The following is a 26,724-nucleotide window of genomic DNA, read 5'->3' as shown; positions in this document are numbered from 1 at the left end:
GCCCTTATGCCGCGGCCGATGTGGAACGGTTCGATCAGTTTTGGTCTCGTTAATATTCCTGTTAAAATGTATAATTCCGTGCGGAAAAAGACGCTCCATTTCCATCAGCTTCGCGCCGGTGACGGTTGCAAAATTCGGCTTAAACGGGTATGCGCCCGTGACGGCCAAGAAGTGTCAAACGAACAAATCGTAAAGGGCTATGAAATTTCACCACAGCGCTATGTTATCGTAACCGCCGAGGAGCTGGAAGCGCTCAACCCGAAGGCAACCCGCACGATTGAGATTGAAGATTTTGTTAATCTTGACCAAATTGACCCGATCTACTTCGAACAATCGTATTATCTGGTGCCGGACAAAGGGGCCGGTAAAGCCTATACCCTGCTGCTATACGCTATGAAGCAGGCGGGAAAAGTCGCCATTGCCCGGGTGGTACTGCGCAACAAACAGTACCTGGTTACCATCCGGCCTGCCGGTAAAGCTCTCTCTTTAGCTACCATGCACTATGCCGATGAAATAGTATCGCCGGAAGAATTGGAAGGACTGCCTAATACTGATACAGCACCAGACCAGCGGGAACTTACCATGGCCGAAAAGCTGATTGAATCTTTGGCCGCAGATTTTAATCCTGCCAAATACCGCGATGAATACCGGGAAAAGGTGCTAGAAATGATTGAAAAGAAAGCGGAAGGCGAGACGGTGGTTATTCAGCCGGCGACACCGGAAGGTGGCAAAGTAGTAGACCTCATGGTCGCGCTTGAAGCCAGCCTGGCCGCCATTAAGAAAAAACAACAGGCTAAAGATGCTAAAAACAGGAGACGAAAAGCCCGTGCCTAGCCAATACACCGATGTAACCATTGAGGGAGTTGAGCTCAGACTATCCAATCTGGAAAAAATCTTTTACCCTCGCACCGGCTTTACCAAAGGCCAGGTAATTGACTACTATGTACGGATCGCCCCTGTCCTGCTTCCCCACCTTGCCAATAGACCCCTCACGCTGAAACGCTACCCAGACGGAGCCCATGCCGCCTTTTTTTATCAGAAACAATGTCCAAAGCACCGACCAAAATGGTTAAAAACGGCGCCGGTGTGGAGCGAGCACAATAACGATCATATTAATTTTTGCCTTGTCGATGACCTGCCCTCTCTGGTGTGGGCCGTCAATCTGGCCACCCTGGAACTGCATACATCTCTGTCATTAGCCACCAACGTGGCCTGCCCAACCATGATGGTTTTTGACCTGGATCCCGGTCCACCGGCAACCATCATTGAATGCGCCCAGGTTGCCCTATGGTTAAGAGATTTTTTTGACCGCCAAGGGCTTTTAGCCTTCCCTAAGACATCAGGCGCCAAAGGTCTCCAAGTCTACGTTCCGCTCAACACCCCAACTGACTACGACACTACCAAAAACTTCGCCCACGCCCTGGCCAAACTGCTGGAACGGGAGCATCCCGGGCAGGTGGTCTCAAAAATGACCAAAAGCCTGCGCAAAGGCAAAGTGCTGGTAGACTGGAGCCAGAACGACGAACACAAAACAACGGTATGCGTATATTCGCTTCGGGCGCGGGAATACCCTACTGCTTCCACGCCTGTTGCCTGGGAAGAGGTAGACGAGGCCTGGCAAAAAAAAGACCCTCGGCTGTTGACTTTTGCCCCCGATAAAGTCTTGGCACGCGTCGACCGCCATGGCGACCTTTTTGCCCCGGTAACAACGCTAAAACAAAGCCTTCCCCTGGCCGCAATAACGTAAAGAGATGTAAAAAGGCCGACCACACGGGTCAGCCTTCATTTTGGGATAGTATGGCGCCTACACGGTGCGCGGACCGGCGGCGGCAATCTCTACCGGAATATTGTCACTGAATTTGGTAAAGTTTTTGGCGAACAGCCGGGCCAGTTCTTGCGCCTGCCGGTCATAAGCATCCTTATCGGCCCAGGTATTGCGGGGTTTTAACAGATCAGACGGCACGCCCGGACATTCGGTAGGTACGTAGACGTTAAAGACCGGATCAAGTTCATAAGGTACTTTGTCCAATAACCCTTCGATAGCCGCAGTCACCATAGCGCGGGTATAGGGGATGTTCATGCGCTTGCCGGTCCCGTAGGGACCGCCTGACCAGCCAGTATTAATGAGAAATACACTGGTATTGTGCTTTTCCAGTTTTTCTCCCAGCAGCTTGGCATAGACCAAAGGCGACAAAGGCAAAAACGGCGCTCCGAAACAGGCCGAGAAGGTTGCCTCCGGTTCGGTTATGCCCCGCTCCGTTCCGGCCAGTTTACTGGTGTAGCCGGAAAGGAAATGATACATGGCCTGTTCTTTGGTAAGCTTCGCTACCGGCGGTAAAACACCGAAAGCATCAGCCGTCAAAAAAATAACCGTCTTGGGGTGACCGGCAATACCCGGAATAAGGGCGTTGGGGATGTAATCGATGGGATAGGCGGCCCGTGTGTTCTCGGTTATTGCATCACTGTCATAGTCTGGTTTGCGGGTAGCATGGTCAATCACCACATTCTCCAGCACGGCGCCGAAACGGATGGCCTCCCAGATTTGCGGCTCATTTTCCCGGCTTAGCCTAATGCACTTTGCGTAGCAACCGCCTTCAATATTGAAGATACCGTCGTCGTTCCAGCCGTGCTCGTCATCGCCAATTAGCCGGCGGTTAGGGTCGGCGGAAAGAGTGGTCTTTCCGGTGCCACTAAGACCAAAAAACAGGGCCGCATCGCCTTTGACGCCAACATTGGCCGAGCAGTGCATGGACAGAACACCTTTTTTAGGAAGCAGGTAGTTCATGACCGTAAAAATCGATTTTTTCATTTCACCGGCGTAATGCGTGCCGCCAATAAGCACCATGCGGCGCTCAAAATTGAGAATGACGAATGCTTCGGAGTTGGTGCCGTCAATTTCCGGCACGGCCTTAAATCCAGGCAGGCAGATAACCTGAAAATCGGGGGTAAAACCGCTTACCGGGCCTTGGGGACGGACAAACAATTGGTGAACAAAAAGATTCTGCCAGGCAAATTCATTGATAAAACGGACGGCGATGCGATGCTGTTCATCTGCGCCGGCAAAACCGTCGAATACAAAGACTTCGCGATTCTGTAAATAAGCCAGCATCCGATGGTAGAGACGCTCAAATTTTTCGCTGTCAAAGGGCTTGTTGGTTCCCCAGGCAATGTCATTATGGACGGCAGGTGAATCGACAATAAACTTGTCGTTGGGTGACCTACCCGTATACTTGCCTGTCGTTACCCGCAGTGCGCCACTATCAGTCAAGATCGCCTCACCGCGCCCAAAGGCTAGTTCTACTAACTGCGCCGGAGTCAGGTTGTAATAAACCTGTCTTGCCATCTCAAGTCCATTGATGGCGACCATCGTCATTCCCCTTTCATCTGTTTCACTTATATTTATGGTCAACCGATGCCAATTATAGCATACTTATTTCATATGTAAAAGCATTATTTTGACACATTCCGTAAATTCGCGCCAAACAGCATAACATATTTTATAATTAATTTATGCTGCTAACTTAATCGCATGACAAATTTTTCCTTATCACTGCCGTGAGATAAAAAAAGATAGCCACCAACGGCTATCTTAATGCTTTAACATAATATGTCTTGTACTGTCGTTTTCATTTCTCCCCGATCACATAAACGGCGGTGCCGGACGGGTTTTTGGGCGAGAGCGGCTAATGCAGGTGGAATAGGCCACCCAGTGAGCTCGGATAATTGGCGTAGCATCGCGAATTCGTCACCGTCCGCCTGCTTGCCGTCGGTAAGGGCGGACAGTACGCTGGCATTAAATTTAAAGGGACTGGCCGTCGATACGACAACCGTCGGCGTAGCGTCATTCGTCTTTTCCCGGTACTCGCGGAGGACCTGCCAGGCAACAGCGGTGTGAGGATCAAGCAAGTAGCGGTGCTCTTTGTATACTTCCTTAATAGTAGTAAGCGTCATGGCATCATCAGCCCAGCCTGCCCAAAATATTTCCTGAATCCGCGCAAGATCCTCGTCCCGAACGCGATAATGGCCGTCAAAACGGAGCTGTTCCATCCACTGCTTAACCTGAGCACAGTCACCACCCGTAATATGATAAAGCAAACGTTCAAGGTTGCTCGAGATAAGAATGTCCATAGACGGTGACAAAGTAGTATGGAACGGCCGGTTGCGATCGTATACACCGTAACGTAAAAAATGGGTAAGAACATTATTGCTATTGGAAGCACATATCAGCCGGTTTATTGGCAGTCCCATCTCCTTAGCATAATAGGCGGCGAGAATATTCCCGAAATTACCGGTTGGCACAACAAAGTTTACCGGTTGTCCGACAGCGATATTGCCAAGCCTTGCCATGTCGGCGTAGGCGCTAAAATAATAGACGATTTGCGGCGCCAGCCTTCCCCAGTTGATCGAATTGGCTGAAGATAAACGAAAACCGTGCGCGGCCAGCGCAGTATTAAAGGCGCGGTCATTGAAAATTTCCTTTACCCCGTTTTGGGCATCGTCAAAATTGCCTTTGACAGCAACCACAGCCACGTTGCCGCCCTCCTGCGTTACCATCTGCAGGCGCTGCATTTCACTAACGCCGCCGTGGGGAAAGAAAACGATGATTCGAGTCTGGGCAACATCCTTAAACCCTTCCAGCGCCGCTTTGCCCGTATCGCCCGAGGTAGCGACAAGAATGACGATTTCAGCCTTCTCCCCTGTTTTACGCAGAGCCTGGGACAAAAGACGCGGCATTAGTTGTAGAGCCATGTCTTTAAAAGCGCTTGTCGGACCGTGCCAAAGTTCCAAAACGGCAGTATCGGCGGTAATCGACCGTACCGGCGCAACTTCCGGATCGTCAAATTTTTCCCGATTATAGGCAGCGTTGAGCGCGGCTAAGATTTCTTCGTCGCTGTAGTCTGGCAGGTAGGGGGCCAAAACGACGGCGGCCCGTTCCCTATAAGGCATCGTGCCGAACTTGGCCAGCGTTTCCTGGCTTACCTGCGGGATGCGAGATGGTACAAACAAGCCGCCATCGTCGGCCAGTCCGGCCTTAATAGCCTCTGCCGCCAATAGGCCGGCGTGCCCTCCCCGCGTACTTAGATACATAAGGACGCTCCTTTCCAAAATTCCACTCTTTAAGCTGGACGGACAATCGTCTTATAAGTAACAACACCACCGTTATAGCGCGTAAGCATATCGGCGGTGAAATCAAGAATTTCGGTTAATTCTTTATCAGGCACCTCTTCGTCAGCGTAAATGACACATAGCAAATTGCGCGTCGTCAGCGTAACGGCCGTGCGTCGCGCATCGGCTGTGGGGTTGCCAAAAACGCCGGCGTCGTCGGTAAGAAAAGGTTTTCCTTCAGTCGAAATAGTGTTGCCCGAAATGTTAACATAAGTTCCCGCATCGGCAATGCGAAAAACGACATTTCCCTGGATGCAGTCTAAATCGTAAATGCCAAAGGGCAGCATAAATTTAATGGAACAGTAATTGTTCACATCAACGGCGCTGTTAACAAAATAGACCCCTTTGTTCTGAAGCACCCGGCGTACCAGCGCCTCGGAAGCCGGACGATAGCGCTGCGGGTCGAAATGCAGTTTTTTATACATACTGCGTACCGCCATAATCCGCGGCATGGTTGGTAGAATATCGAGTTTATAAGCCTTGGCAACCTGGGCCTGCAGTTCGTTGAACTCTTGCGCTAACGCCGGCGGCGTTCCCCGCACGGCAACGTTTTCAATAATAATACAACCCAGCCGGCAGCCGGGCATCACTTGGCGGATGTTTTCGTGGATGGAAATATTCACGCTAGCCCCCCCTCCCCCGAAGTATTTCAAATTATTACCGTATTTAACCGCCAATGTAGGCGGCCGCGCTACCAGCGCGCTATGGCGCAGAACGTGGCTTGTACCGCTTTGGCCAAATCGTGGGGAGCAAGGATAATCTGGCAGCCCCGCACGCCGGCGCTGAGCGAAATTCGTTCCCACTGCCGGGCACTTTCGTCTACAAATACCGGGTATTTCTTCTTTGTTCCCAAGGGCGACACACCGCCCCGGATATAACCGGTGAGCGGCTGCACTTCTTTGAGGGGGACGAGCTCAACCCGCTTGTTGCCGCTGACGGCGGCTAAGGCCTTAAGGTCCAGTTCGGCGGCGCCGGGTACGCAGGCGAGGAGCACGCCGGTCTTATCGCCCCGCGCCACCAGGGTTTTAAACACCTGCTGGGGCGGCAGGCCCAGCTTCGCCGCCACCGCCTCGGCGCTTAAATCGGCTTCATCTATTTCGTACTCCCGTAATTCATAACTGATCTTAAGCGTTTCCAATATACGTGCCGCATTTGTTTTCAATTTCCTCGCCCCTATAGCGTAATCAGCTCATAGTCCAATGATCCCATACCAATTTTGGCGGCATGCTCGATTTGGATCCGGGCATTATGGTGTTTATAGGCCAGCTCGGCTAACGTCTGTCCGTTGGCCTTGGCCGTCAAATCCAGCGTGGCCACATCAATCGCAACCGGGTCAGCCGATGCAAGAATGCCGATATCGGGAATAAATTTTTGTTGATTTACATTAAAGCAGTCACAGTCTTTGGTCATATTAATCATGACATTGAAGAAAAAGCATTTGCCCTGTTTCTCCTTAACAACACCGTAAGCATGTTCCGCCATACTGCGCTGCATAAAGCCCGATTCGGCGCCCCAGTCATACTTCACGGCATCGAAACGGCAAACAGCCAGGCACTCGCCGCAGCCGATACATTTTTCGGTCATGATATACGCTTTGCCGGTTTTTTCAATGATTGCTTCCTGCGGACACCACTTTAAACATTTTTGGCAAAAGCGGCATTTATCGGTGAGAACTTCCGGGAGCATGGCCGAGTGCTGGCGCATCTTGCCCATCCGGCTGGCTAGTCCCATCCCCAGATTTTTGATGCATGCCCCTAGCCCCGCGGCCGGATGGCCGGTTGGGTGCGAAACAACCAGCATGGCGTCGGCGCTCATGATTTCGCGCGCCACTTTCACCGTCTTGTGCAGTTCACCGTTAATAGTAACTTCGTATTCCGTATTTCCTGTCAGGCCATCAGCCATGATGAAGGGGGCGCCGACATTATCGATACCGAACCCGTGGCGATGGGCATGGAGAAGGTGTTTCACGGCATTTTCCCGCTCGCCCTTATATAAAGTTGAAGTCTCGGTCAAAAAGGGCAGTGCCCCTTTCGCCTTGACTTTTTCCACCAGTTCCCGCACCAGTTCGGGCTTAACATGGGTTGTATTCTTTTTCTCCCCGACATGCAGTTTAATCGCCACAAAATCTCTTGCGCCAAAAACCTCATCGGCGCCGGAAGCTTCGTAAATCTTCCGCATCGCCGCGGCCTGCTCAGCCACCGAAACGCCGTCAGGCAGCGGCAAAAAATATACTTTTGCGCTCATGGTATCACTCCCTTATGGTCGCCATAAATTTTTCATCATTTTTCCACAGTATATAATTGTTTCCTAGATTTGTCAACGGCGTCTCCTTTAAATAGAAAGAGGGCACCCGGCCCTCTAAAAGTCCAATCGCATGCTCTTAACTTTGACGTGCGGCACGCCGGTCAACTCTTTTTCCAATTCGCTGACGGGAACGTCGTCGCCGCATAGCTGCAGCAAAATCAGACCGGTATTGGTACAGCCTTCCAAAGCCGCGTCGTGCAGTCCGAGGCGCACGCGGATGTAGCAGCCATAACGGGTCAGAATATCCTGTACCTTAGGCGCGGTTTCGGTCCGGTTTTCCTGCAGAATGGCCATAATGACAGAACAATTGCTGAGCATGCCAAGCCCCCCTTTCTGGATTATCTTTTCTATGTTAGCCATAATTTTTGTATTCTATGTATTTGTCGCTTTCTCCTGTCCAGGCGATGCACGCGCCCAGGGCGGAGATACGGGCGGCAAAACCGGGAAACGAGACATCGATGCATTCAGCGTTACCGATTACGGTATCACCGTTGGCCATCAGGCCGGCAATAGCAAAGGCCATAGCGATCCGATGATCGCCCTGGCTGTCAATGACTGCCCCCTTAAGCGGCCGGCCGCCCTGAACCCTAAGGCCATCAGGTAAAGCCGTTGCGTCTCCGCCCATTTGCCGCAACCCGTTGACAATGGCCGCAATGCGATCCGACTCCTTAACCTTTAGCTCCGCAGCGTCACGGATGGTGGTGGTTCCCTCGGCAAAAGCGGCAACGACGGCGATGACCGGGATCTCGTCAATCAGGCGGGGAATTATCGACCCGGCAATATTGGTGCCGCGCAGGCGGCTATGGCGAACCCGCACATCAGCCACAGGCTCGCCGCAGTCGTCCCGTAAGTTCTCGAGGTTAATATCGCCGCCCATGTCCTTAAAGACATCAATGATCCCCGTTCGGGTAGGATTGACGCCTACATCGCGGATAATTACTTCCGACCCGGGAACAATTAACGCGGCTGCCATAAGAAAAGCCGCTGACGAAATGTCGCCGGGAACAACCACATGCCGCGCGGCTAAACCAGACGCCGGCCTGACCTGAACCGACAGCCCTTCACGCCGGATGTCGACGCCAAAATAGGCCAGCATGCGTTCCGTATGGTCACGGGAAGCGGCTGGTTCCGTGACTGTCGTCGCACTTTGGGCGTATAAACCGGCGAGCAGCAGGGCCGATTTGACCTGGGCGCTGGCTACAGGCGTAGAGTAGGCGATACCAGATAATCCGTTGACCGGGTATACGGATAAAGGGGCAAAGTTTCCGTCCCCTTCCCCGTCAATGCGCGCCCCCATAGCCCGCAGCGGGGCAACCACCCGCCCCATGGGCCGGCGGCGGATAGATTCGTCCCCGGTTACAACGGCTTTAAACGGCTGGGCGGCGAGAATACCCAGCAAAAGCCGGATGGTCGTACCGGAATTGCCTACATATAATGCCTCCTGCGGCGCCCGTAGTCCCCGTAGGCCAACTCCTTCCACTTCTACCCGGCTTCCCGTCTGGCAGATGTTAACCCCCAGCTTACGGAAGCAGTCAATTGTCGCGAGGCAATCCTTCCCCGGCAAAAAACCGTCGATTGTTGTGACGCCTTTTGCCAGAGCGCCGAGCATAACTGCCCGGTGGGAAATTGATTTATCGCCAGGTACCGTGACGGTTCCCCGGAGCCCTTTATTACACTTCGTGACAAACATTTCTCTCATACTCCTGATAACTTAGTTTTTCCAGGTAATAATCCGCCGCTCTATCCATTCAAGTAAACAACTAAAAATAACACCCAGCAGCGATAATGTCAGCACTCCTACCATGAGCTTAGTTGTCAGCATGAGGTCACCGTAGCGCAAAATTAGTGCCCCGATGCCTTCCTTGGCGGCAATCATCTCGGCAGCAACCAGCAATAACAGCGACGTTCCGGCAGCCATTTTTAGCCCGGCAAAAATGGCCGGCAAGGCCGCAGGTAAGATTACTTTTACAATGAGGCTAAGCCGGGTGGCCTTAAAGCTGATGGCTACCTTAATTAACAAGGGATCAACATTTTTAACGCCGGAATAAGTGTTGATAACTACCGGAAAAAAGACCCCCAGGCTTATGATTGTCACTTTTGATAATTCCCCGATGCCAAGCCAGAGAATAATGAGGGGCAGGAGAGCTATTTTCGGGACGGGATACACGGCATAAATAAGCGGAATACCTATTGCTTCGGCCAATTTTGAAAAGCCTGTTGCCAGCCCCACCAAAATTCCAAGCGTACTGCCGAGCAGAAAGCCAAGAATGATGCGGCTTAAACTTGCCTGGCCGTTATCCGGCAGTTCACCGCTAATAATCATATCCCATCCGGTGCTCAAGATAACGGTCGGAGCGGGAAGATACAACTGCGAGATTAAACCGCTTCGGCTGATTAGCTCCCATAGAACCAAGGCCGCTAGAATGGCTGCTCCAGCTACCCAACGCGGCATTTGCTGTTCCATGAACGCCAAGCGGTTCGTGATTTCGCGCCGGTATGTCACTCTTTATTCCCCCTCCCGTAGCGCATCCTCAGCGTCTTTGCGAATCAGCCGCCAGATTTGTTCGACATAGCCATTAAACCGGGTAATGTATTCATTTTTATCCCGACCAAATTTCGGCAAGTCAATCGAAATAATACTGATTACGCGACCGGGCCGTCGCGATAAAACTACGACCCGGTCAGCCAAATATACTGCTTCCTGAATATTATGCGTTACATAGAGGGTGCTCAGCCGCCGCTCTCCCCAAATTCTTAGCAGTTCTTCCTGCATTAGCATTCTTGATTGGGCATCCAGAGCCGAAAAGGGCTCATCCATCAATAACAGGTCGGGTTGGATCGCTAATGCCCGCGCTATTCCTACCCGTTGGCGCATTCCGCCGGATAACTGGTGCGGAAAAGCATTTTCGAAGCCTTCCAGCCCAACCAACGAAACATAATACTCGATTCTTTCCCTTTGCTCCTGCTTGGATAGCCCGCATTCCTCCAAACCGAAGGCTATATTCTGGCTAACGGTACGCCAGGGGAACAGCCCCACGTCCTGAAACACTATGCCGATCACCGGATCGCGGTTATCTTTAAGTCCCTCAACGTAAATCTTGCCGCTAGTAGGGCTTAGCAAGCCGCCAACCATATTTAACAGCGTTGATTTGCCACAGCCGCTCGGCCCTACCAGCACGATGAACTCTTCATCATGAACGGTAAGATTAATATCCTTAAGCGCACAAAGCTGCCTGCCGTAACGTCCCGGGTACGCCTTGCTTACCTGCTCAATAACTACTTTCATATCTTGTCCTCCTCGCTCAGCCTCCCGCTATTTGACCTGCCGCACGGCTTCTTCCCACAAAGCGGTATTTACTATTTGCGAGGAAACGATGGGTTTATCTATCATCTGATGATTTACATACCAAGTAATTTGCGTTTGAATATCATCGACCAATAATTTACCATCACGGTCAATATAAGGCAGACCGGCTTTGATATCGGCCGCAGGCGCCCCCGTATATTTCGCAATAATATTGATAACTTCATCATAATTGCCGCCGCCAGGCGGGTTGCCCTCTTTGCGCGCTAATACGGCGTCGTAATAATACCTGGTTGCCTTGATATATCCCTTTAAAAAGCGAATAGCCGTGTCTTTATCTTTTACAAAGTCGGGTGAAAAAAAGATGGCTGACGTTTGATAGTCCATCACATCCCCGACAGAGACCAAGACCTTACCGTAACCGGCGGAAACCACTTTGCCAATATTAGGTTCATTTAATATTACGGCATCTACCTGTTTACTCTGTAAAGCAGCCATCAGGGCGCTGACCTTGGCCAACGGAACGATCTGCACGTCATTGAGCGTTAATCCGTTAGCTTCAAGCAGACGACCGATCATGTAATGGAAAGTAGACCCTGCTTGGGTAATCCCGATACGTTTTCCCTTCAGGTCCGTTATGTTTCGTGCACCCTGTTCCCAGAGTTCAGTCGTAACAACTACGGCCGACGATGAATACCCTTTTTGTTCCCGGCCTTTATCGGCTACCAGTGATAACTGCTGCCCGCCGGCTACCATATTAAACAGGCTGGCGGTAATACCTGTCGCGCCAATATCGACTTTGTTAGAAGCCGTAGCCACGGCAATAGGCTGGGCGGCGTCAAACCACTGAACTTCCAGTTCAATGCCTTCGTCTTTGAAAAATCCTTTCTCAATTCCGATAAAAATCGGAGCCGAACTCGTCAGCTTAAGCGCAGCAATGCTCACTTTTTTCTTGGCAGGAGCCTGGCTGCAGCCTGTTAACAATAAAGATATACTCAGTATCAGTAAGAGAAAAACCAGCACTTTATTCTTTTTCATCGTTTCTCCTCCCTATGCTAGCCTGTGAAATTACTCGTCCGCTGTCTTTCACAGCCTGGAATTGTCTATAAACAAAAGCCTCGCGCATCTTTCTGGCTTGGGTAAGAAATGCTGCTAATCCGGCCGCATCATTTTCTTCAAGATTGCGCGCAACCTGCTGTAACACTTCCTGCAACTGTTTTAATGAGCTAATAATCTGTGTTCGGTTCGCAAGGCAAATATCAACCCATAACGAGGGATTGGATGCCGCAATGCGGGTCATATCGCGAAAGCCACCGGCCGCCAGTGACAAACTTAATTGGGAGTGTTTGCCACTGCCCGCCAAATTTACCAGTGCGGCAGCCATAATATGCGGGAGATGGCTGATTTGCGCGACCACCATGTCGTGTATTTCCCCGTCCATCACAACCGGTATGGCGCCTATGGCGGTAATAATTTGCCGTAATCTGGCCATGGCCTCATCATTTACCCTTTCTGGTTGGGTAAGGATATAGGGTCTGCCAGCAAAAAGTTCGGCGTGAGCGGCAGTAAAACCGCTTTGTTCCGAACCGGCCATGGGGTGACCGCCGATATAAGTAACTTCCCGCGGTACCAGACCAGGTACCGTGGCTAATAGGCAGCCTTTGGCGCTGGCAACGTCCGTAATGACCGTCCCTGGCTTAAAATAAGGTGCCGCCTCCGCCACCGCGGCCGAAATACGGCTGACCGGCAAGCAGAAAATTACGACGTCGGCGCCATTTACTACCTCGTGAATTTGGGTTCCCGCCCGGTCAACCGCGCCTGCCTCAAGGGCCTGCTTTAACGTATCAGGCGAAATATCGCAGCCCCATACCGTATGCTCTGTATACTTTTTCAGGGCCAGCGCCAAAGAACCGCCAATCAACCCTAGCCCAACAACGGCGATAACTAATCTGCCCCTCATGCTGACCGTCTCCGTAAAAAGGCCGCCAGCTGCTGCACATCTTCCATAAGGACGGCAAAATTCGCCGGATTTAACGACTGCAGCCCGTCACACAGCGCTTCGGCCGGATTGGGATGCACCTCAATGAGGAGACCGTCCGCTCCCGCCGCTACGGCCGCCATGGCCATCGGCCGCACTAAGCGCCATTTCCCGGTACCGTGGCTGGGATCAACAATGACCGGCAAGTGGCTTAAGTATTTAATAGCGCCAACGGCACTGAGATCCAAGGTGTTGCGGGTGTATTCCTCAAAAGTGCGAATACCGCGCTCACACAGTATGACATTGTAATTGCCCTCGTTTAAAATATACTCGGCGGCATGGAGCCACTCGGCGATAGTAGCGGCAATACCCCTTTTGAGAAGTACGGGCTTGCCGCATCGCCCTACTGCTTTTAGCAGATGAAAATTCTGCATGTTGCGGGCGCCAATTTGGAGAATATCGGCATAGGCCGCCACCAGCTCCACCGATGCTGCATCCATTACTTCGGTGACAATTTTCAGGCCGGTTACCTCACGGGCTTCCGCCAAATATTGCAGCCCTTGTTCTTCCAAACCCTGAAAGGCATAGGGCGATGTACGGGGTTTAAAAGCCCCGCCTCGTAAAAATTGCCCGCCGGCGGCGCGGACAATTTCTGCCGCTTCCAAAAGCTGCTCCCGGCTCTCAACGGCACAGGGTCCGGCCATTACAACCAGTGAGCCGTCACCGATCTTGACTCCGTTGATATCAATGATCGTAGCTTCGGGCTTAAACTCCCGACTGACCAATTTATAACTGGCGGTGATAGGCACCGCCTTTTCCACGCCGTCAAAGGCCTCAACCGGCAACGAAGCAATTTTCTTTTTGTCGCCGATAATGCCAATAATAGTTCGATACTGGCCCTTGGAAAGGTGCGTTTTAAGTCCCGCATCATGAATGCGGTCAAGCACACGCTGCAATTGTTCCTCGGTTGCCTCAGGGTTCATAACGATTACCATACTACCATCCTCCTAAAAATATCGTTAACTGATAAAATACAAAAAATCCCGCCCCCTTAGGGACGAGATTTTACTCCCGCGGTACCACCCTGCTTGTATTGCTACCTCTCATCAGATACGGGAAGACACGCTATTCGCTTCCGATATCCTATCCGGTTAACGGCGGCAGCCGGCACAGCCTACTTTAGCGGGGTAACTACTCGCCCCTAATTTCGGCCTGCGACTCAAAGGTGTATTTTCACTGCACGCATCCTCCGGTTTCCACCTGCCACCGGCTCTCTGGGCGACACTATGCAGCTACTTTTCCTTATCATCGTCTTTACTGGTATTTTTAAATTATCATACCAGGGCCGAAATATTTTTGTCAATCGATTTTTATACGGCATACACAGGATAAGAACCTAGGTTTTTAAACCACAGGCTTTTAAGTTTCACCGCACTAACCGCGGCGTGAATGTTGTCATCCTCCATATCGCCATCAATGTCAAGGAAGAAGATATAAACACCTAAACCAGTACGGGCAGGACGAGACTCGATCTTGGTGAGGTTGACATTTCTCCGGGCAAACTCTTGCAAAATATCACACAGGCTGCCTGGACGCTCGCCATTAATTTGGCATACTACCGATGTTTTGCGGCGCCCGCTTCGCCCTTCTGCCTGTTGCCGGCCAAGCACGATGAAACGTGTATAATTATTAGGATTATCCTGAATATCTGCTGCTACTGTTTCCAATCCGTAAATTTCGCCGGCCCGGAGGCTGGCTACGGCGGCGTGGTTTTTCGCCCCGCTGGCGACAAGATAGGCAGCCTCCGCCGTGCTCTCCACAGACTTCAACTCCGCCCCCGGAAAAAAACGGGCAAGATAGTACCGGCACTGGGCCAGCGCCTGCGGGTGCGAAACGACTACGTTGATGTGCTTGGTACCGGCTTTAACCAGCAAGTTATGTCTGACAGGCCATACCATTTCTTTTGTAATAAAAAGATTAACCTCGTGGGCCAGCGTATCCAGCGTAATATTAACAGATCCTTCAAGCGAATTCTCAACCGGTACCAAGCATTCCATAACTTCGCCGGTTTCTACGGCTCTGATGGCTGCATCAATACTGGCAAAAGGTATAAATCGTCCTCTTTCCCCTCTGTAAAGGCAAAGCGCCACTTCTTCACTGTGCGTGCCACGCGGGCCAAGATAGCCTACAATACGTTCCGCCATAAACTGGGTACTGACCTGAGCCATTGAATTCCCTCCCGTTTTTGATAGATAAAATAAAAAGCTCTCATCCGTAAAGGACGAGAGCTGTTCTCGCGGTACCACCTTTGTTATTCGCCTAATGGCGAATCACTTTGCAGAGTACGGGCACTAGGCCGATACCCCCCTTCCATTAACGGCGAAGGTCTCCGGCGCCACCTACCATCCCTTTAGGATTTCAGCACGCAACTCCGAGGCGAACTTCGGCATATTCCCTGTACCGGCTCTCATCCTTCCCGGCTCTCTGTAACAAAGGCACTATGCTTACTCTTCCTCTTCATCGTTTTTAAGATATTAAGTTTATTGCCATTACTATAGCATATGCCTCAGTCACAATCAAGAGTACCATATTCACTTTTTTGTTGATAAAAAATTTTCTAAAAGTTTTATTCCTTCCGGCGTTAATATCGACTCGGGATGAAATTGCAGCCCTTCAACCGGAAAATGCCGGTGTCTTAGACCCATGATGAGACCATCATGAGTAGTAGCCGTCACTTCCAGGCACGAGGGTAATTCTTGGTGGTCAACCACTAATGAATGATAACGTCCGGCACTAAAGGGATTGGACAGGCCTTGATAAATACCTGAACCGGAATGCCGAATAAGTGAAATCTTGCCATGTACCGGTTCCGGCGCCCGGACCACCCGCCCGCCGAAGACCTCACCGATTACCTGATGCCCCAGACATACGCCTAAAATAGGTATTTTTTCCGCAAAGCGGGCAACAACGGCTTTACTGATGCCAGCGTCAGCCGGTGTGCCAGGTCCGGGCGATATTATGATAGCCTTATAATCGGCGGCCGCGATTTCATCTAATGTGGTCTGGTCATTGCGGACAACGCGCACCTTATACCCTAAATCAGCTACATATTGATAAAGGTTATAAGTAAAGGAATCATAATTATCAATAATCAGCACCATGATGCCCAGCCTCCGCTATTACTTGAAATAAAGCTTGCGCCTTATGCAGCAATTCTTGAAATTCTTTTTCCGGAACCGAATCGGCCACTATGCCGGCCCCGGTCTGAATGACGATTTCATCACCGTCAATCGTCATCGTCCGGATCGCAATGCACGTATCCATATTGCCGCGAAAATCCAAGTAGCCTACAGCGCCCGCGTAGACACCACGCCTATTGGTTTCTAGTTCGTTGCTAATCTCCATTGCCCGTACTTTCGGCGCGCCGCTCACCGTCCCCGCCGGGAAACAGGCAGCTAAAACATCCAGTGCCGAAAACTGCGGGTCAAGGCGGCCGGAAATTTCAGAAACCAAGTGCATGACATGGGAAAACTGTTCCACTTGCATCAAGCGCTCAACCTTCACTGTTCCCGGCAAACTGATGCGCCCGACATCGTTACGTCCAAGGTCAACTAACATGGCATGCTCGGCCCGTTCTTTTATATCGGCTAACAGGTCAGCGGCAAGCCAATCGTCCTCAGCAGCGTCTTTTCCCCGCGGCCGCGTACCGGCGATAGGACAAGTCAGCACCTGACTACCTTCCAGCTTGACAAGCCTTTCCGGTGAAGCACCGATAAGCTGGCGTTTCCCAAAATTAATGAAAAACATATAAGGGGACGGGTTAACTTGACGTAGTCGGCGATACAGTGTAAAAGGATGCGTACCGAGTTTTACGCGGAAGGACTGAGACAGGACTACCTGAAAAATCTCACCGGCGGCGATATACTCTTTGGCCTTTCGTACTCCGGCCATAAACTGCTGTTTTACTTCTTCGCTAATATCCACCTTGACCGGTTCAGCGTCACACTTACCGGCCGGCTCTGAAACTTTCACTTGCGGCTGTATTCTGCTCCGCAGGTCGCGCAATTGGTCTACAGCCTGGTCGTATTTACGACCAACATCGGCGGAAGAATCAAGCCGAACTAAGTAGACCAGGGTAGTACAATGGGTAAGGTGGTCCACAATGGCTAACACCTGGCATAATAAAAGCTCGGCCAATATCATATCTTCCGGGATGGTTTGCCCCCGTATCCGCTCCCAGGTTGCGGCAATTTCGTAAGCAAAGTAGCCGACGGCGCCGCCGGTAAAAGGCGGTAAACCCGGTAAAGCCGGGTAAGAAAAACTGTTAAGAAAATTACGCAGCGCTGTCAATGGCCGGTCTTTAATCTGAAATGTTTCTTGTTCTATCGTAATTTCGCAGTACAGACGCCGGGCCAGAAAATGAGCGAAAGGCAAAGCACCAATAAAAGAATAGCGGCCAAATGTTTTTCCATTCTCAGCACTTTCTAGGATAAACCCTATGTCATCTCCCAAAATTTTATAGTACAGCGAAACCGGCGTCTCCATATCGGTTGCCAACTTAGTAAAAACAGGCACTATATTATGGCTTTGCGCCAAGTGACAAAATTCAGCTTTAGCGGGAAACACCAGCATCAGGCTGCTCCCCCCTTTGATCGAGGGCCATCCGGATAGACTCAGTCAACGCTCTGGCCGCATCCACGCCCTTGTCCATAAGCCGTTCCATCACGGCACTGCCGACAATTACCGCATCAGCATAAATGGCGGCTTCACGCGCGGCCTGGGGACTACCAATGCCAAAGCCGATCGCCAGCGGCAATGAAGTATACTGGCGCACATTATTAATCAGGGAACCGATTTGGCTGTAATCTACCTGGCGTACGCCGGTGACACCGGTAGCGGAAATGCAGTACAGAAACCCGCTTGCCTTACGGCAAATGGTGACGGCCCGCTCCGGGGTGGTAGTAGGGGCAATAAACTGAATCAGATCAAGCCCGGCTTCCCGGCAATGGTTTTCTAACAGTGCCGACTCTTCAACCGGCAAATCGGGTACGATAAGACCGTCCAACCCCGCCTGAGCAAACGAACGAACAAATTTTCCCACGCCAAACTGCAGTACCGTGTTAATATAGGTCATAGCCACCAAGGGAATGGCCGACTTTTGCCGGATCTGCCTGACCAGCTCCAGAACTTTGCCGGTAGTCGCTCCGCCTTGGAGAGCCAGGGCCGCTGCCCTTTGAATTACGGGGCCGTCAGCCATTGGATCGGAAAAGGGGAGCCCGATTTCAATGATATTGGCGCCGGCCGCTTCCACTGTCTGGACGGCCTCTAGAGTAGTTGCGAAATCTGGACAGCCGGCGGTTAAATAGACAATTAGTCCTTTACGCCTGTGGGCTCTCAGCCGGCAAAACTCTTCGTTCAAACGTGACATCCCAATCCCTCCAGTATATTTGCTGCCATCTGGACATCTTTATCCCCGCGGCCTGACAAGCAAACGACCACGGTATCATCCGGACTTGTCGCCGGCATCAGCTCATCTAAATAGGCCAGGGCATGGGCACTTTCCAGAGCGGGAATGATGCCTTCCAGCTTTGCCAGACGCTGAAAGGCGGCTAAGGCCGCTTCATCAGTAACGGCAGTATAGGTAACTATCCCCTCGTCTTTAAAAAAGGCATGTTCCGGACCGACCCCAGGATAGTCAAGTCCGGCAGACACGGAGTAGGCCGGAATAACCTGCCCGTCATCATCCTGCAGCAGGTAGCTCAAGGCGCCATGCAGTACGCCCGGCCGGCCTTGCGTAAGCGAGGCGGCGTGCTGCCCGGTAGCCAGCCCTTTGCCTGCCGCTTCAACACCGATTTTTTTAACCTCCGGCTGGTTACGGAAGGGATAAAAAATTCCCATCGCGTTGCTACCGCCGCCTACGCAGGCGATCAGAAAGTTTGGCTGACGCCCCGTCATTTGGGGCAGTTGTTCCTTGACTTCTTGGCCAATAACGGCCTGAAAATCCCGGACAAGCATCGGGTAAGGGTGGGGACCGACAACCGAGCCGATGATGTAATGGGTGTCCCGCACATTAGTCACCCAATCGCGAATGGCTTCGCTGGTGGCATCTTTTAACGTGCCCGTACCGCTGGTCACCGGCACGACCTCAGCTCCTAACAGCCGCATGCGAAACACGTTAAGAGCCTGGCGCTGCATATCTTCCTCGCCCATATACACCCGGCACTTTAATCCCAACAGGGCGGCAACCGTCGCGGTTGCCACACCGTGCTGGCCGGCGCCGGTTTCAGCGACAATCCGTCCTTTGCCCATACGCCGCGCCAGCAAAGCCTGACCGATCGCATTATTAATTTTGTGCGCCCCGGTATGCAGCAAGTCTTCCCGCTTTAAATAAATTTTGCCGCGACCATAGTAGGCCGTAAGGTTTTCCGCAAAATACAACCGTGTCGGCCTCCCGGCATATTGGCCGAGATAAAACGCCAGTTCCTGCTGAAAGGCAGCGTCGTCTTTTAACTTTAAGTAGTAGTCCTCAAGTTCGATTAAGGCCGGCATGACGGTCTCAGGTACAAACCGGCCGCCATATTGACCATAGCGCCCATTTTTATCCGGCATGATATTCTCCTCCATTCTTGGTATTTACTAACGCTAACTCGCGTGTTTTCCCGGCAATATTCTCCGCTGTGACCAACCCTTCGCCGACCAATGTGCCCCGGACTCCGGCCGCTTTTAGGCGTAAGGCGTCTTCTCCTGTCTTCACGCCGCTTTCACTGATAATGATCCGGTGCTTGTCACAATGGGGCAAAAGGGAAAAGGTCGTCGTAAGGTCAACGGTAAAGGTTTTCAGATTGCGATTATTAATGCCTACTAACAACGCCGGCGTCTGCTGGACCCGGTTTAGTTCAACCGCGTTATGCACTTCTACCAGACAATCCATGCCGAGCCCATGCGCCACCGCCATAAACTCCTTGAGCTCGCTATCTGATAGAATCCCGGCAATTAATAGCACGGCATCGGCCCCGACGGCCCTGGCTTCATAAATCTGGTACGCGTCAACGATGAAATCCTTGCGGAGAATTGGCAGCTCCGTGACAGCCCGCACCGCTTGTATATTCGCTAAAGTGCCGCCGAAATGACTGTCCGTAAGTACTGAGAGCCCAGTTGCGCCATGAGCGGTATAGATTTGGGCAAGTTCGGGTACGGAATATCGGGTACATAACCGTCCCGTTGCCGGCGACGCTAATTTACATTCGGCAATAAGCGACCACTCAGACTGTTTTATAGCTTTGCGCAAAGCGAAACTGCCCGGTTTTATATCCTGAATCAAGCTTGGTAACGGCCGTCTTTGTTTAGCCGTTTTTACTTCCTGATATTTTTTAGCTAAAATGGTTTTCAGCATTGCCTCCACCCCTTTGCGCCGCCCGGACGGTTTGAATAAACCGGTAAATTTTTTCGCTATCCTTGTTTCCGCCTGTTTCAACCCCACCGGATACATCAACACCGTCCGGCCTCAGTATGCGAATGGCTTCCCCTACATTTTCCGGCGTAAGGCCGCCAGCCACCATCACGCGCTTTTTCAGCTGCCAGCGTAGAGGTTGTGCCTCGTGCCAGGCAAAAGCCACTCCCGTTCCGCCGTACTGGCCCGGAACCAAACTGTCGAACAGCACCCACTCAACGTCATAAGCCTCTATAGCGGTAATGTTAAAGCCGCCCCTGATCCTTACCGCTTTAATGACTGGATGTTTTACCGCCCGACAATACGCTGGCGTTTCGTCACCATGGAGCTGGATAAAATCTAACCGGCACTGGCTGGCAATCGCTTGCACCTCCGCCAGCGGTGCATTGACAAATACCCCGACCTTTCCGATTCCCTTAACTGTCCTGGTTATTTTTTGCGCTGCTTGCAGCTCAATCCGGCGCCGGCTGTCAGCAAAAACGAACCCTAGTAAATCGGCACCGCCTTCTTTGGCGGCCTGAGCAGCCGCAAGCGACGTTATTCCACAGATTTTTATGATAATAATAACTCCTCCCGTTGACTAAATTCTTTTAACTCTTCCAGCTTGGCTAAGGCGGCGCCGCTGTCAATGCTGGCGGCGGCAATAGCTAAGCCCTCTTTTAAGTTTGGCGCCATATCGGCAACCAGCAAAGCTGCTGCCGCATTAAGAAGGACAATATCCCGTTTCGGACCGCGCTGACCCTGAAGAATCGCCAGGGTAATGGCCGCATTTTTTTCCGGCGAACCTCCTTGATACGCCTGTGAACTAGCAGGAGTAAAACCATACTCGAGAGGGTCAATGACATATGACCTTATCGCGCCGTGGTTTACCTCCGTTATCTGGGTAGGCGCCGCCGTTGATATTTCGTCCATGCCGTCAAAGCTGTGCACCACCATTGCCCGCTGTACGCCCAGCCCAACCAGGGCCTCGGCGACCTTTTCCGTGAGCGACCGCTCATAGACGCCAACCAGCTGGCAGGTAGCGTTAGCCGGATTAGTCAGCGGTCCCAGCAGGTTAAAGACCGTTCGGAACCCTAAATCCTGGCGCGGCTTGGCGGCATATTTCATGGCCTGATGAAACAGCGGGGCATACAAGAAGCCAACTTTAACTTCATCAAGGGCTCTGGCAACCGCTTGCGCTGGCAAATTGACGTTAACACCTAAAGCGGTAAGCACATCAGCACTACCACAGGAGCTGGAAACGCCGCGGTTGCCGTGCTTGGCAACCGTCAGACCGGCGCCGGCCAAGACAAAAGCAACGGTTGTTGATATGTTAAAAGTCCCTTTCTTGTCTCCCCCAGTACCACAAGTATCGATAACTTGTTTACTGCTGCACTGGATCCTGATGGCCTGCTTTCGCATCGTTTCGGCAAAACCGGTCACCTCAATGCTTGTTTCGCCTTTGATCCGCAAAGCGGTCAAAAAGGCACCGATCTGGGCTTCACTCGCCTGGCCGGACATGATAATGTGCATTGCCTGTTTAGCTTCCTCCCGGCCAAGATTTTGGCCGCTGACTACCTGGGCGAGAAAATCTTTTAGCATTGCCATCCTCCTCACTGTATAAAAATAAAAACCATTTCACCCGTAAGGGGCGAAATGGTTCGCGGTACCACCCTTATTCGGAAAACACAATGTTCTCCCTTTTTTCAGGCACGGGAACAAAGTCCAGTCCCCAGCCTGCAAGCGGTGGTAACCGCCTAGCCTCCGGAAATAAAAAACCATTTCACCCGTAAGGGGCGAAATGGTTCGCGGTACCACCCTTGTTCGGAAAACATAATGTTTTCCCTTTTTTCAGGTACGGGAACAAAGTCCGATACCCTAGCCTGTTAACGGTGGCAGCCGGCCCGGCCTACTTGCCTGCGCGTTCGGGGGGCAGCTCGCGGGTCCATTCAACATGGGCTTTGGGCCGGTCATCACACCTCCGGTTACCCGGTCACCGGCTCGCTGCGCCAAAGCTTACATGCCTACTCTTCCCGTTCACAGCTTTTAACAATGCGATTTTAATTAAATCTTAAAACGGGCCGCTCATATTGTCAAGAGTTTTTAAAAAACTTATTCTACAGTATTACGGTGTCAAGCGTTTTGAATTGTGGCAAACAGCTCGCCCGCCTGACGGATATCGACATTGCCGCCGCTGAGAATGACACCTACCCGCTTGCCCTCGATCGGGAATTTACGGTGCATTAACGGCGCGAGACTTACGGCACCCGAAGGCTCGACGACGATTTTAAGGCGCGTCCACAAAAATTCCATTGTTCTAATAATTTCTTCCTCGCTCACTGTCACCATATCGTCGACATATTGCCGGATAAGAGGGAAAGTAAGTTTCCCCAGACTGGCCGTCCGCAGCCCGTCGGCGATGGTAGGCGGATTATGCACGCTTTGCAGTTCGCCGGATTTAAACGACCGAGTGGCATCATCAGCCAAAGCAGGCTCAACCCCAATAACCTGACAGTGCGGAAGCAAATGTTTAGCCGCCACGGCGCAGCCGCTAAGTAAACCCCCGCCGCCAACCTGCACAAAAAGGTAATCCAGACTCAACACTTCTTCAATGAGTTCTTTGGCCGCCGTACCCTGCCCGGCAATAACATCGTAATGGTCAAACGGGGGAATAAGCGTATAACCGTGTTCACGAATGAGCTTCGCGGCCACTTCTTCGCGCGAAACGGTAGCACGATCATAAGTAATGATGTCAGCGCCATAGTCTTTGGCAGCCGCCAGTTTTACGGCCGGCGCGTCGGCAGGCACGATGACGGTAGCTTTCACACCCAGAAGTTTGCTGGCCAGCGCTACTGCCTGGGCATGGTTACCGGACGAATAGGCAATCACCCCTTTTTCCCGCTGCGCCGCCGACAAACAGCTGATAGCGTTGTAGGCCCCGCGAAATTTGAACGCGCCCATACGCTGAAAATTTTCACACTTTAAAAAAACCATGTTGCCTGTCCGTTCGTCCAGCAAACGGGAAGTCAGCACCGGGGTTTTGTGAGCGACACCGGCCAACCGGCTGGCGGCAGCCGCAATTTGTTCATACATAGAACAGTTCCTCCTTTGGGTATTGATAGAGGACATTGAAGGAAAACAGCGAATTGGTATATAGTTCTTTTTCCCTGTCTGACGGAATTTTCCTGTTTAAATTGACGCAACCCGTTCAGAATTATTAGAAATAATCGGTTAAGCTGCCCCCGACCGGGCAGCCTAAAACGGCCCGTGAGGTGAAAACGTTGCTACGAATTGCAATGGCCCAAATGGAGGTCATTCCCGGAAGACCGGACATCAATACTAAAACCATGCTACGGATGATAAACGAGGCACGTCAAAAACGGGCCGACCTGGTAATATTCCCGGAAATGGCTATTCCCGGTTACCTACTCGGCGATACCTGGGAACAGCCGTCATTCCTGCGTGACTGCGACCATTACGGACGCACAATCATAGCCGCCTCAGAGGGCATCTGCGTCCTTTTTGGCAATGTCGCCGTCGATTGGGACAAGCGGGGCGACGATGGGCGGGTCCGTAAATACAATGCTTTTTTCGTGGCGCAGAACGGCGCACTGCTCGGTGGCGAAAACTTTCCCTATCCCTTCCGCATCAAGACGTTACACCCCAATTATCGCGAGTTTGATGACACCCGCCATTTTTTCAGCCTACGCAAGCTGGCCCTGGAACTAGGTGTTACGGCTGAAGACCTTTTGCAGCCCGTGACCGCTTGGGTGAACGGGCGCACCCTGCGTCTGGGATGCCTGCTTTGCGAGGACGGCTGGAGTGACGATTATTTTACCAAACCTATTGAAATCTTGCGGCAAAAAGACCGACTGGACATACTTATTAATATTTCCAGCTCACCTTTCACACTTGGCAAAAACAACAAGCGCAACCGGGTATTCTCCAAGCAAGCTGCCGATAGCCGCATCCCCTTAATCTATGTAAACAACGTAGGCCTTCAGAACAACGGCAAGACGGTTTATACTTTCGACGGGTTCAGCACCGCCTATAATTGCCGGGGCGAAATCATTGCCTATTGTCCGCCGTTCCAAGAGGCGCTCCACTGTTTTGACCTGGACCTTGAAAACGGCGGGCTACGGCAGCCGTCACTTGCCGTACCGGACGACAGCGGCATCGACAGTATCTACCAAGCTTTACGTTATGGTGTGGAAAAATTTCTGGCCGCAATTGGCATGAAGCGAGTCGTTATCGGCGTATCCGGCGGCATCGACTCGGCCGTTACCGCCGCCCTGTACACGCAGGTGCTTGGCCCGGACCGGGTGTTGCTCGTCAACATGCCCAGCCGGTATAACTCGCCGACAACCAAAGGTTTGGCCGCTGACCTGGCCCGCAATCTGGGCTGCTTATACACCGTTGTACCCATTCAGCAGTCGGTAGACCACACGGTAGAGCAAATCAGCCGTACACCCATCGTGAATATGAGCGCCGGCGGCGAACAGACCCTGGAGGTTACGCCGTTTATGACGGAAAACATCCAGGCCCGCGACCGCTCTGCCCGCGTCCTTGCCGGCCTGGCCGCGGCGTTTGGCGGCGGGTTTACCTGCAATGCCAATAAAAGCGAACTGACGGTCGGCTATTCCACACTATACGGCGACCAAGCGGGGTTTCTCGCAGCCCTGGCCGACCTCTGGAAACACCAGGTATATGCTTTGGGTCAATACCTTAACGATGAGGTATATCACCAGGACATCATTCCCCGTAAAACCTTCGAACTTGTGCCAAGCGCCGAGCTATCAGCCGAACAAGCAGTTGACGAAGGCAAAGGCGACCCGCTTATTTACCCGTATCACGATTACCTTTTCCGCGCCTTTATTGAGCACTGGCACCGGGCCGCCCCTGAGGACATTTTGGAATGGTACCAGGCAGGCGTACTGGAAGAAAGGCTTGGCTGCCAGCCCGGTCTTGTCGACCGCCTGTTTGCGACGCCGCAAGCGTTTATCGCCGACCTGGAACGTTGGTGGACGCTGTTCACCGGTATGGCCGTAGCTAAGCGCATCCAGGCGCCGCCCGTCCTCGCCGTCAGCCGCCGCGCCTACGGCTTTGATTACCGTGAAGCCCAGAACGGACCCTATTTCACGGCCCGCTACCGCCAGCTCCGGGCAGAATTGTTGAAGGAAGGTTGTTGATTCATGTTTTTTGACGCTTTCGATAATGCCGAAGGCATGGTCTTCCGCCCGCCCAGCGAAGCGAAAAGCCTTATTTTGCGGGTGACCATCGGTTGTTCCCACAATGCCTGCACCTTTTGCTCCATGTACCGCGATGTCCGGTTCCGCGCCCGTCCGCTCGATGAGATAGCCGCCATTATCGGCAAGGCGGCCCGTTACTACCCGGACCTCCGGCGCGTCTTTCTTGCTGACGGCAACGCCCTGGTATTGGCAACGGACAAACTGCTGGCCATCATGGACATGCTAAAAAACGCCTTCCCCAAGCTGAGCCGCATCACCATTTACGGCGGTCCCCGCGACATCCTCCGTAAGACGCCGGAGGAACTTGCCGCCCTGCGGCGCGCCGGCCTAGCCATTATTTATCTCGGTATTGAAAGTGGCGACGACGTAGTGCTGGCAAAAGTAAACAAAGGCGTTACCGCCGCTGAAATGGTTGCCGCCGGCCGTAAGGTCCTGGATGCAGGCATTAAGCTGTCTACCATGGTCATCCTCGGCCTGGGCGGCCGCGAACGGACAGAGGAGCATGCCCTCCACACCGCGGAAGTAGTCAGTGCTATAAATCCGACCATGCTCAGCGCTCTCACCCTAATGCTCCACAAAGGCACCCCGCTGCGCCAGGCCGCCGAGCAAGGCGAGTTTCAGCCCCTTTCTCCTTATGAGTTTTTGGTTGAACTGCGCCAAATGTTAAAACATATCACCCTCAGCGAACCCTGCCTATTCCGCAGCAATCATGTCTCCAACCTGTTGCCGTTGGCCGGTACGCTGCCGCAGGATAAAGAGCAGCTGCTTGCCGACATTGACGAAGTACTCGCCCACTTCCAGGATAAGCGAACTCCTACTTTCAATGATGAAGGTCCGTTCTGAAAAAATATCCCGGAACCTGTTATACTCAGGTCCGGGATATTTTCGGCTTAACGGCGAAGAAAGCGAAACAACAGCCACCCAAGGGCGAAAGCACCGGCCAACATGAGGCCGAGGGGCAGTACGACAAAAACAATCGCGGCCAGTACCGCGGCAATAGCCAGCTTGGTCAGCCAACCCCCTCGCCAGCCCAGGGTTATATGACGGATAAACACACCACGGCCCGCGTGGTGGCTCTGATTATAATCCCGCTGCTTTTCTCCGGCATCGATGGTAATACCGGTAAACCGGTCCCGCTCGTCAGGAGTCAGTACCTGTACCTCGGCTTGGGCCTGACGACAGCGGTCACACACCCTCAGCGCGTCGCCCGTTTCGGCGCCGCATATACTGCAACGCATAAACTCCCTCCACTCAGGAATCTAGCCGGACGCTGCGGCCCGGCCCTGGGCAATGT

General features: G+C 52.3%; 26 protein-coding genes and 3 other annotated features. Of the genes, 4 read left to right on the top strand and 22 right to left on the bottom strand.

Features of this window, described 5'->3' with window-relative positions; all coding sequences use genetic code 11:
• Positions 1 to 6 precede the first annotated feature (6 nt).
• Both ku and ligD read left to right on the top strand, forming a co-directional pair.
• Positions 7 to 834 (top strand): non-homologous end joining protein Ku, encoded by an 828-nt coding sequence (ku, locus tag BLQ99_RS06640; RefSeq protein WP_093689346.1) that lies wholly within the window; start codon positions 7 to 9, stop codon positions 832 to 834.
• A complete protein-coding gene (gene ligD / locus BLQ99_RS06635) occupies positions 827 to 1,747 on the top strand; it encodes a non-homologous end-joining DNA ligase (protein WP_093689344.1) in 921 nt (306 codons plus the stop codon). Before ku ends, ligD begins: the two co-directional genes overlap by 8 nt.
• Before the next feature lie 57 nt (positions 1,748 to 1,804).
• On the opposite strand, the gene pckA is transcribed toward ligD, so the two are convergent.
• The 21 genes from pckA to BLQ99_RS06530 all read right to left on the bottom strand — a co-directional run bounded on the left by pckA (position 1,805) and on the right by BLQ99_RS06530 (position 23,274).
• The gene (pckA, locus tag BLQ99_RS06630; protein WP_093689342.1) at positions 1,805 to 3,367 is read right to left on the bottom strand and encodes a phosphoenolpyruvate carboxykinase (ATP); all 1,563 of its coding nucleotides are present in this window, start codon (positions 3,365 to 3,367) and stop codon (positions 1,805 to 1,807) included.
• A gap of 230 nt (positions 3,368 to 3,597) precedes the next feature.
• Positions 3,598 to 5,088 (bottom strand): threonine synthase, encoded by a 1,491-nt coding sequence (gene thrC / locus BLQ99_RS06625; RefSeq protein ID WP_093689340.1) that lies wholly within the window; start codon positions 5,086 to 5,088, stop codon positions 3,598 to 3,600.
• A 29-nt stretch (positions 5,089 to 5,117) separates the two neighbouring features.
• A complete protein-coding gene (locus BLQ99_RS06620) occupies positions 5,118 to 5,789 on the bottom strand; it encodes a B3/B4 domain-containing protein (protein WP_093689338.1) in 672 nt (223 codons plus the stop codon).
• A gap of 68 nt (positions 5,790 to 5,857) precedes the next feature.
• Positions 5,858 to 6,328: a Cys-tRNA(Pro) deacylase gene (gene ybaK, locus BLQ99_RS06615; protein ID WP_093689336.1), complete on the bottom strand. Its 471-nt coding sequence runs from the start codon at positions 6,326 to 6,328 to the stop codon at positions 5,858 to 5,860.
• Between the two features lie 11 nt (positions 6,329 to 6,339).
• A complete protein-coding gene (locus tag BLQ99_RS06610) occupies positions 6,340 to 7,410 on the bottom strand; it encodes a DUF362 domain-containing protein (RefSeq protein ID WP_093689334.1) in 1,071 nt (356 codons plus the stop codon).
• A gap of 114 nt (positions 7,411 to 7,524) precedes the next feature.
• Entirely contained in the window at positions 7,525 to 7,788 is a 264-nt protein-coding gene (locus tag BLQ99_RS06605) for a CPF_0552 family protein (protein ID WP_093689370.1), read from the bottom strand.
• 34 nt (positions 7,789 to 7,822) lie between these two features.
• On the bottom strand, positions 7,823 to 9,160 hold the full coding sequence (gene aroA / locus BLQ99_RS06600; RefSeq protein ID WP_093689332.1) for a 3-phosphoshikimate 1-carboxyvinyltransferase: 1,338 nt from the start codon (positions 9,158 to 9,160) through the stop codon (positions 7,823 to 7,825).
• Positions 9,161 to 9,181: 21 nt separating this feature from the next.
• Positions 9,182 to 9,973, bottom strand: a complete 792-nt coding sequence (locus tag BLQ99_RS06595) for an ABC transporter permease (RefSeq protein ID WP_093689330.1) — start codon at positions 9,971 to 9,973, stop codon at positions 9,182 to 9,184.
• A gap of 3 nt (positions 9,974 to 9,976) precedes the next feature.
• Positions 9,977 to 10,756 (bottom strand): ABC transporter ATP-binding protein, encoded by a 780-nt coding sequence (locus tag BLQ99_RS06590; RefSeq protein ID WP_093689328.1) that lies wholly within the window; start codon positions 10,754 to 10,756, stop codon positions 9,977 to 9,979.
• Positions 10,757 to 10,783: 27 nt separating this feature from the next.
• A complete protein-coding gene (locus tag BLQ99_RS06585; RefSeq protein WP_093689326.1) occupies positions 10,784 to 11,812 on the bottom strand; it encodes an ABC transporter substrate-binding protein in 1,029 nt (342 codons plus the stop codon).
• A complete protein-coding gene (locus BLQ99_RS06580) occupies positions 11,799 to 12,734 on the bottom strand; it encodes a prephenate dehydrogenase (RefSeq protein WP_093689324.1) in 936 nt (311 codons plus the stop codon). The genes BLQ99_RS06585 and BLQ99_RS06580 overlap by 14 nt, the downstream gene beginning before the upstream one ends.
• Entirely contained in the window at positions 12,731 to 13,747 is a 1,017-nt protein-coding gene (gene aroF, locus BLQ99_RS06575; RefSeq protein WP_093689322.1) for a 3-deoxy-7-phosphoheptulonate synthase, read from the bottom strand. The genes BLQ99_RS06580 and aroF overlap by 4 nt, the downstream gene beginning before the upstream one ends.
• A gap of 55 nt (positions 13,748 to 13,802) precedes the next feature.
• Positions 13,803 to 14,070 (bottom strand) — a binding site (T-box leader).
• 52 nt (positions 14,071 to 14,122) lie between these two features.
• A complete protein-coding gene (gene pheA, locus BLQ99_RS06570; protein ID WP_093689320.1) occupies positions 14,123 to 14,980 on the bottom strand; it encodes a prephenate dehydratase in 858 nt (285 codons plus the stop codon).
• Between the two features lie 46 nt (positions 14,981 to 15,026).
• Positions 15,027 to 15,282 (bottom strand) — a binding site (T-box leader).
• Between the two features lie 61 nt (positions 15,283 to 15,343).
• Positions 15,344 to 15,913, bottom strand: a complete 570-nt coding sequence (locus tag BLQ99_RS06565) for an anthranilate synthase component II (RefSeq protein ID WP_093689318.1) — start codon at positions 15,911 to 15,913, stop codon at positions 15,344 to 15,346.
• Positions 15,897 to 17,384 (bottom strand): anthranilate synthase component I, encoded by a 1,488-nt coding sequence (gene trpE, locus BLQ99_RS06560; protein ID WP_093689316.1) that lies wholly within the window; start codon positions 17,382 to 17,384, stop codon positions 15,897 to 15,899. Before trpE ends, BLQ99_RS06565 begins: the two co-directional genes overlap by 17 nt.
• Entirely contained in the window at positions 17,365 to 18,180 is an 816-nt protein-coding gene (gene trpA, locus BLQ99_RS06555) for a tryptophan synthase subunit alpha (RefSeq protein WP_093689314.1), read from the bottom strand. The genes trpE and trpA overlap by 20 nt, the downstream gene beginning before the upstream one ends.
• Positions 18,168 to 19,361 carry a tryptophan synthase subunit beta gene (gene trpB / locus BLQ99_RS06550; protein WP_093689312.1) on the bottom strand — a complete coding sequence of 398 codons (1,194 nt, stop codon included), beginning with the start codon at positions 19,359 to 19,361 and terminating at the stop codon, positions 18,168 to 18,170. The genes trpA and trpB overlap by 13 nt, the downstream gene beginning before the upstream one ends.
• Complete coding sequence (gene trpC / locus BLQ99_RS06545) at positions 19,351 to 20,145, bottom strand: indole-3-glycerol phosphate synthase TrpC (RefSeq protein WP_093689310.1); 795 nt, start codon at positions 20,143 to 20,145, stop codon at positions 19,351 to 19,353. The genes trpB and trpC overlap by 11 nt, the downstream gene beginning before the upstream one ends.
• Positions 20,123 to 20,743 (bottom strand): phosphoribosylanthranilate isomerase, encoded by a 621-nt coding sequence (locus BLQ99_RS06540; RefSeq protein ID WP_093689308.1) that lies wholly within the window; start codon positions 20,741 to 20,743, stop codon positions 20,123 to 20,125. Before BLQ99_RS06540 ends, trpC begins: the two co-directional genes overlap by 23 nt.
• A gap of 11 nt (positions 20,744 to 20,754) precedes the next feature.
• The gene (gene trpD, locus BLQ99_RS06535) at positions 20,755 to 21,783 is read right to left on the bottom strand and encodes an anthranilate phosphoribosyltransferase (RefSeq protein WP_093689306.1); all 1,029 of its coding nucleotides are present in this window, start codon (positions 21,781 to 21,783) and stop codon (positions 20,755 to 20,757) included.
• A 187-nt stretch (positions 21,784 to 21,970) separates the two neighbouring features.
• Positions 21,971 to 22,231: a binding site (T-box leader), on the bottom strand.
• 83 nt (positions 22,232 to 22,314) lie between these two features.
• A complete protein-coding gene (locus BLQ99_RS06530; protein ID WP_093689304.1) occupies positions 22,315 to 23,274 on the bottom strand; it encodes a threo-3-hydroxy-L-aspartate ammonia-lyase in 960 nt (319 codons plus the stop codon).
• Positions 23,275 to 23,462: 188 nt separating this feature from the next.
• Here BLQ99_RS06530 and nadE point away from each other — a divergent pair, with 188 nt between their 5' ends.
• Complete coding sequence (nadE, locus tag BLQ99_RS06525; protein ID WP_171904616.1) at positions 23,463 to 25,370, top strand: NAD(+) synthase; 1,908 nt, start codon at positions 23,463 to 23,465, stop codon at positions 25,368 to 25,370.
• A gap of 3 nt (positions 25,371 to 25,373) precedes the next feature.
• Positions 25,374 to 26,273 carry a radical SAM protein gene (locus BLQ99_RS06520; RefSeq protein WP_093689300.1) on the top strand — a complete coding sequence of 300 codons (900 nt, stop codon included), beginning with the start codon at positions 25,374 to 25,376 and terminating at the stop codon, positions 26,271 to 26,273.
• 47 nt (positions 26,274 to 26,320) lie between these two features.
• Here BLQ99_RS06520 and BLQ99_RS06515 read toward each other — a convergent pair whose 3' ends face one another.
• Positions 26,321 to 26,668 (bottom strand): hypothetical protein, encoded by a 348-nt coding sequence (locus BLQ99_RS06515; RefSeq protein WP_093689298.1) that lies wholly within the window; start codon positions 26,666 to 26,668, stop codon positions 26,321 to 26,323.
• Positions 26,669 to 26,724: the final 56 nt, after the last annotated feature.

The sequence above is a fragment of the Sporolituus thermophilus DSM 23256 genome, assembly GCF_900102435.1.
Lineage (GTDB): Bacteria > Bacillota > Negativicutes > Sporomusales > Thermosinaceae > Thermosinus > Thermosinus thermophilus.
Note: the sequence above shows the minus strand (reverse complement) of the source record. Positions and strands in the feature narration are given on the sequence as shown.

What these genes read in the sequence shown, in the direction of transcription:
- ku (WP_093689346.1), top strand. Translation starts at nt 7, where the DNA reads ATGCCGCGGCCGATGTGGAACGGTTCGATCAGTTTTGGTCTCGTTAAT.
- pckA (WP_093689342.1), bottom strand. Translation starts at nt 3,367, where the DNA reads ATGGTCGCCATCAATGGACTTGAGATGGCAAGACAGGTTTATTACAAC.
- thrC (WP_093689340.1), bottom strand. Translation starts at nt 5,088, where the DNA reads ATGTATCTAAGTACGCGGGGAGGGCACGCCGGCCTATTGGCGGCAGAG.
- BLQ99_RS06610 (WP_093689334.1), bottom strand. Translation starts at nt 7,410, where the DNA reads ATGAGCGCAAAAGTATATTTTTTGCCGCTGCCTGACGGCGTTTCGGTG.
- BLQ99_RS06605 (WP_093689370.1), bottom strand. Translation starts at nt 7,788, where the DNA reads ATGCTCAGCAATTGTTCTGTCATTATGGCCATTCTGCAGGAAAACCGG.
- aroA (WP_093689332.1), bottom strand. Translation starts at nt 9,160, where the DNA reads ATGTTTGTCACGAAGTGTAATAAAGGGCTCCGGGGAACCGTCACGGTA.
- BLQ99_RS06590 (WP_093689328.1), bottom strand. Translation starts at nt 10,756, where the DNA reads ATGAAAGTAGTTATTGAGCAGGTAAGCAAGGCGTACCCGGGACGTTAC.
- BLQ99_RS06585 (WP_093689326.1), bottom strand. Translation starts at nt 11,812, where the DNA reads ATGAAAAAGAATAAAGTGCTGGTTTTTCTCTTACTGATACTGAGTATA.
- BLQ99_RS06580 (WP_093689324.1), bottom strand. Translation starts at nt 12,734, where the DNA reads ATGAGGGGCAGATTAGTTATCGCCGTTGTTGGGCTAGGGTTGATTGGC.
- aroF (WP_093689322.1), bottom strand. Translation starts at nt 13,747, where the DNA reads ATGGTAATCGTTATGAACCCTGAGGCAACCGAGGAACAATTGCAGCGT.
- pheA (WP_093689320.1), bottom strand. Translation starts at nt 14,980, where the DNA reads ATGGCTCAGGTCAGTACCCAGTTTATGGCGGAACGTATTGTAGGCTAT.
- BLQ99_RS06565 (WP_093689318.1), bottom strand. Translation starts at nt 15,913, where the DNA reads ATGGTGCTGATTATTGATAATTATGATTCCTTTACTTATAACCTTTAT.
- trpE (WP_093689316.1), bottom strand. Translation starts at nt 17,384, where the DNA reads ATGCTGGTGTTTCCCGCTAAAGCTGAATTTTGTCACTTGGCGCAAAGC.
- trpA (WP_093689314.1), bottom strand. Translation starts at nt 18,180, where the DNA reads ATGTCACGTTTGAACGAAGAGTTTTGCCGGCTGAGAGCCCACAGGCGT.
- trpB (WP_093689312.1), bottom strand. Translation starts at nt 19,361, where the DNA reads ATGCCGGATAAAAATGGGCGCTATGGTCAATATGGCGGCCGGTTTGTA.
- trpC (WP_093689310.1), bottom strand. Translation starts at nt 20,145, where the DNA reads ATGCTGAAAACCATTTTAGCTAAAAAATATCAGGAAGTAAAAACGGCT.
- trpD (WP_093689306.1), bottom strand. Translation starts at nt 21,783, where the DNA reads ATGCTAAAAGATTTTCTCGCCCAGGTAGTCAGCGGCCAAAATCTTGGC.
- BLQ99_RS06530 (WP_093689304.1), bottom strand. Translation starts at nt 23,274, where the DNA reads ATGTATGAACAAATTGCGGCTGCCGCCAGCCGGTTGGCCGGTGTCGCT.
- BLQ99_RS06520 (WP_093689300.1), top strand. Translation starts at nt 25,374, where the DNA reads ATGTTTTTTGACGCTTTCGATAATGCCGAAGGCATGGTCTTCCGCCCG.
- BLQ99_RS06515 (WP_093689298.1), bottom strand. Translation starts at nt 26,668, where the DNA reads ATGCGTTGCAGTATATGCGGCGCCGAAACGGGCGACGCGCTGAGGGTG.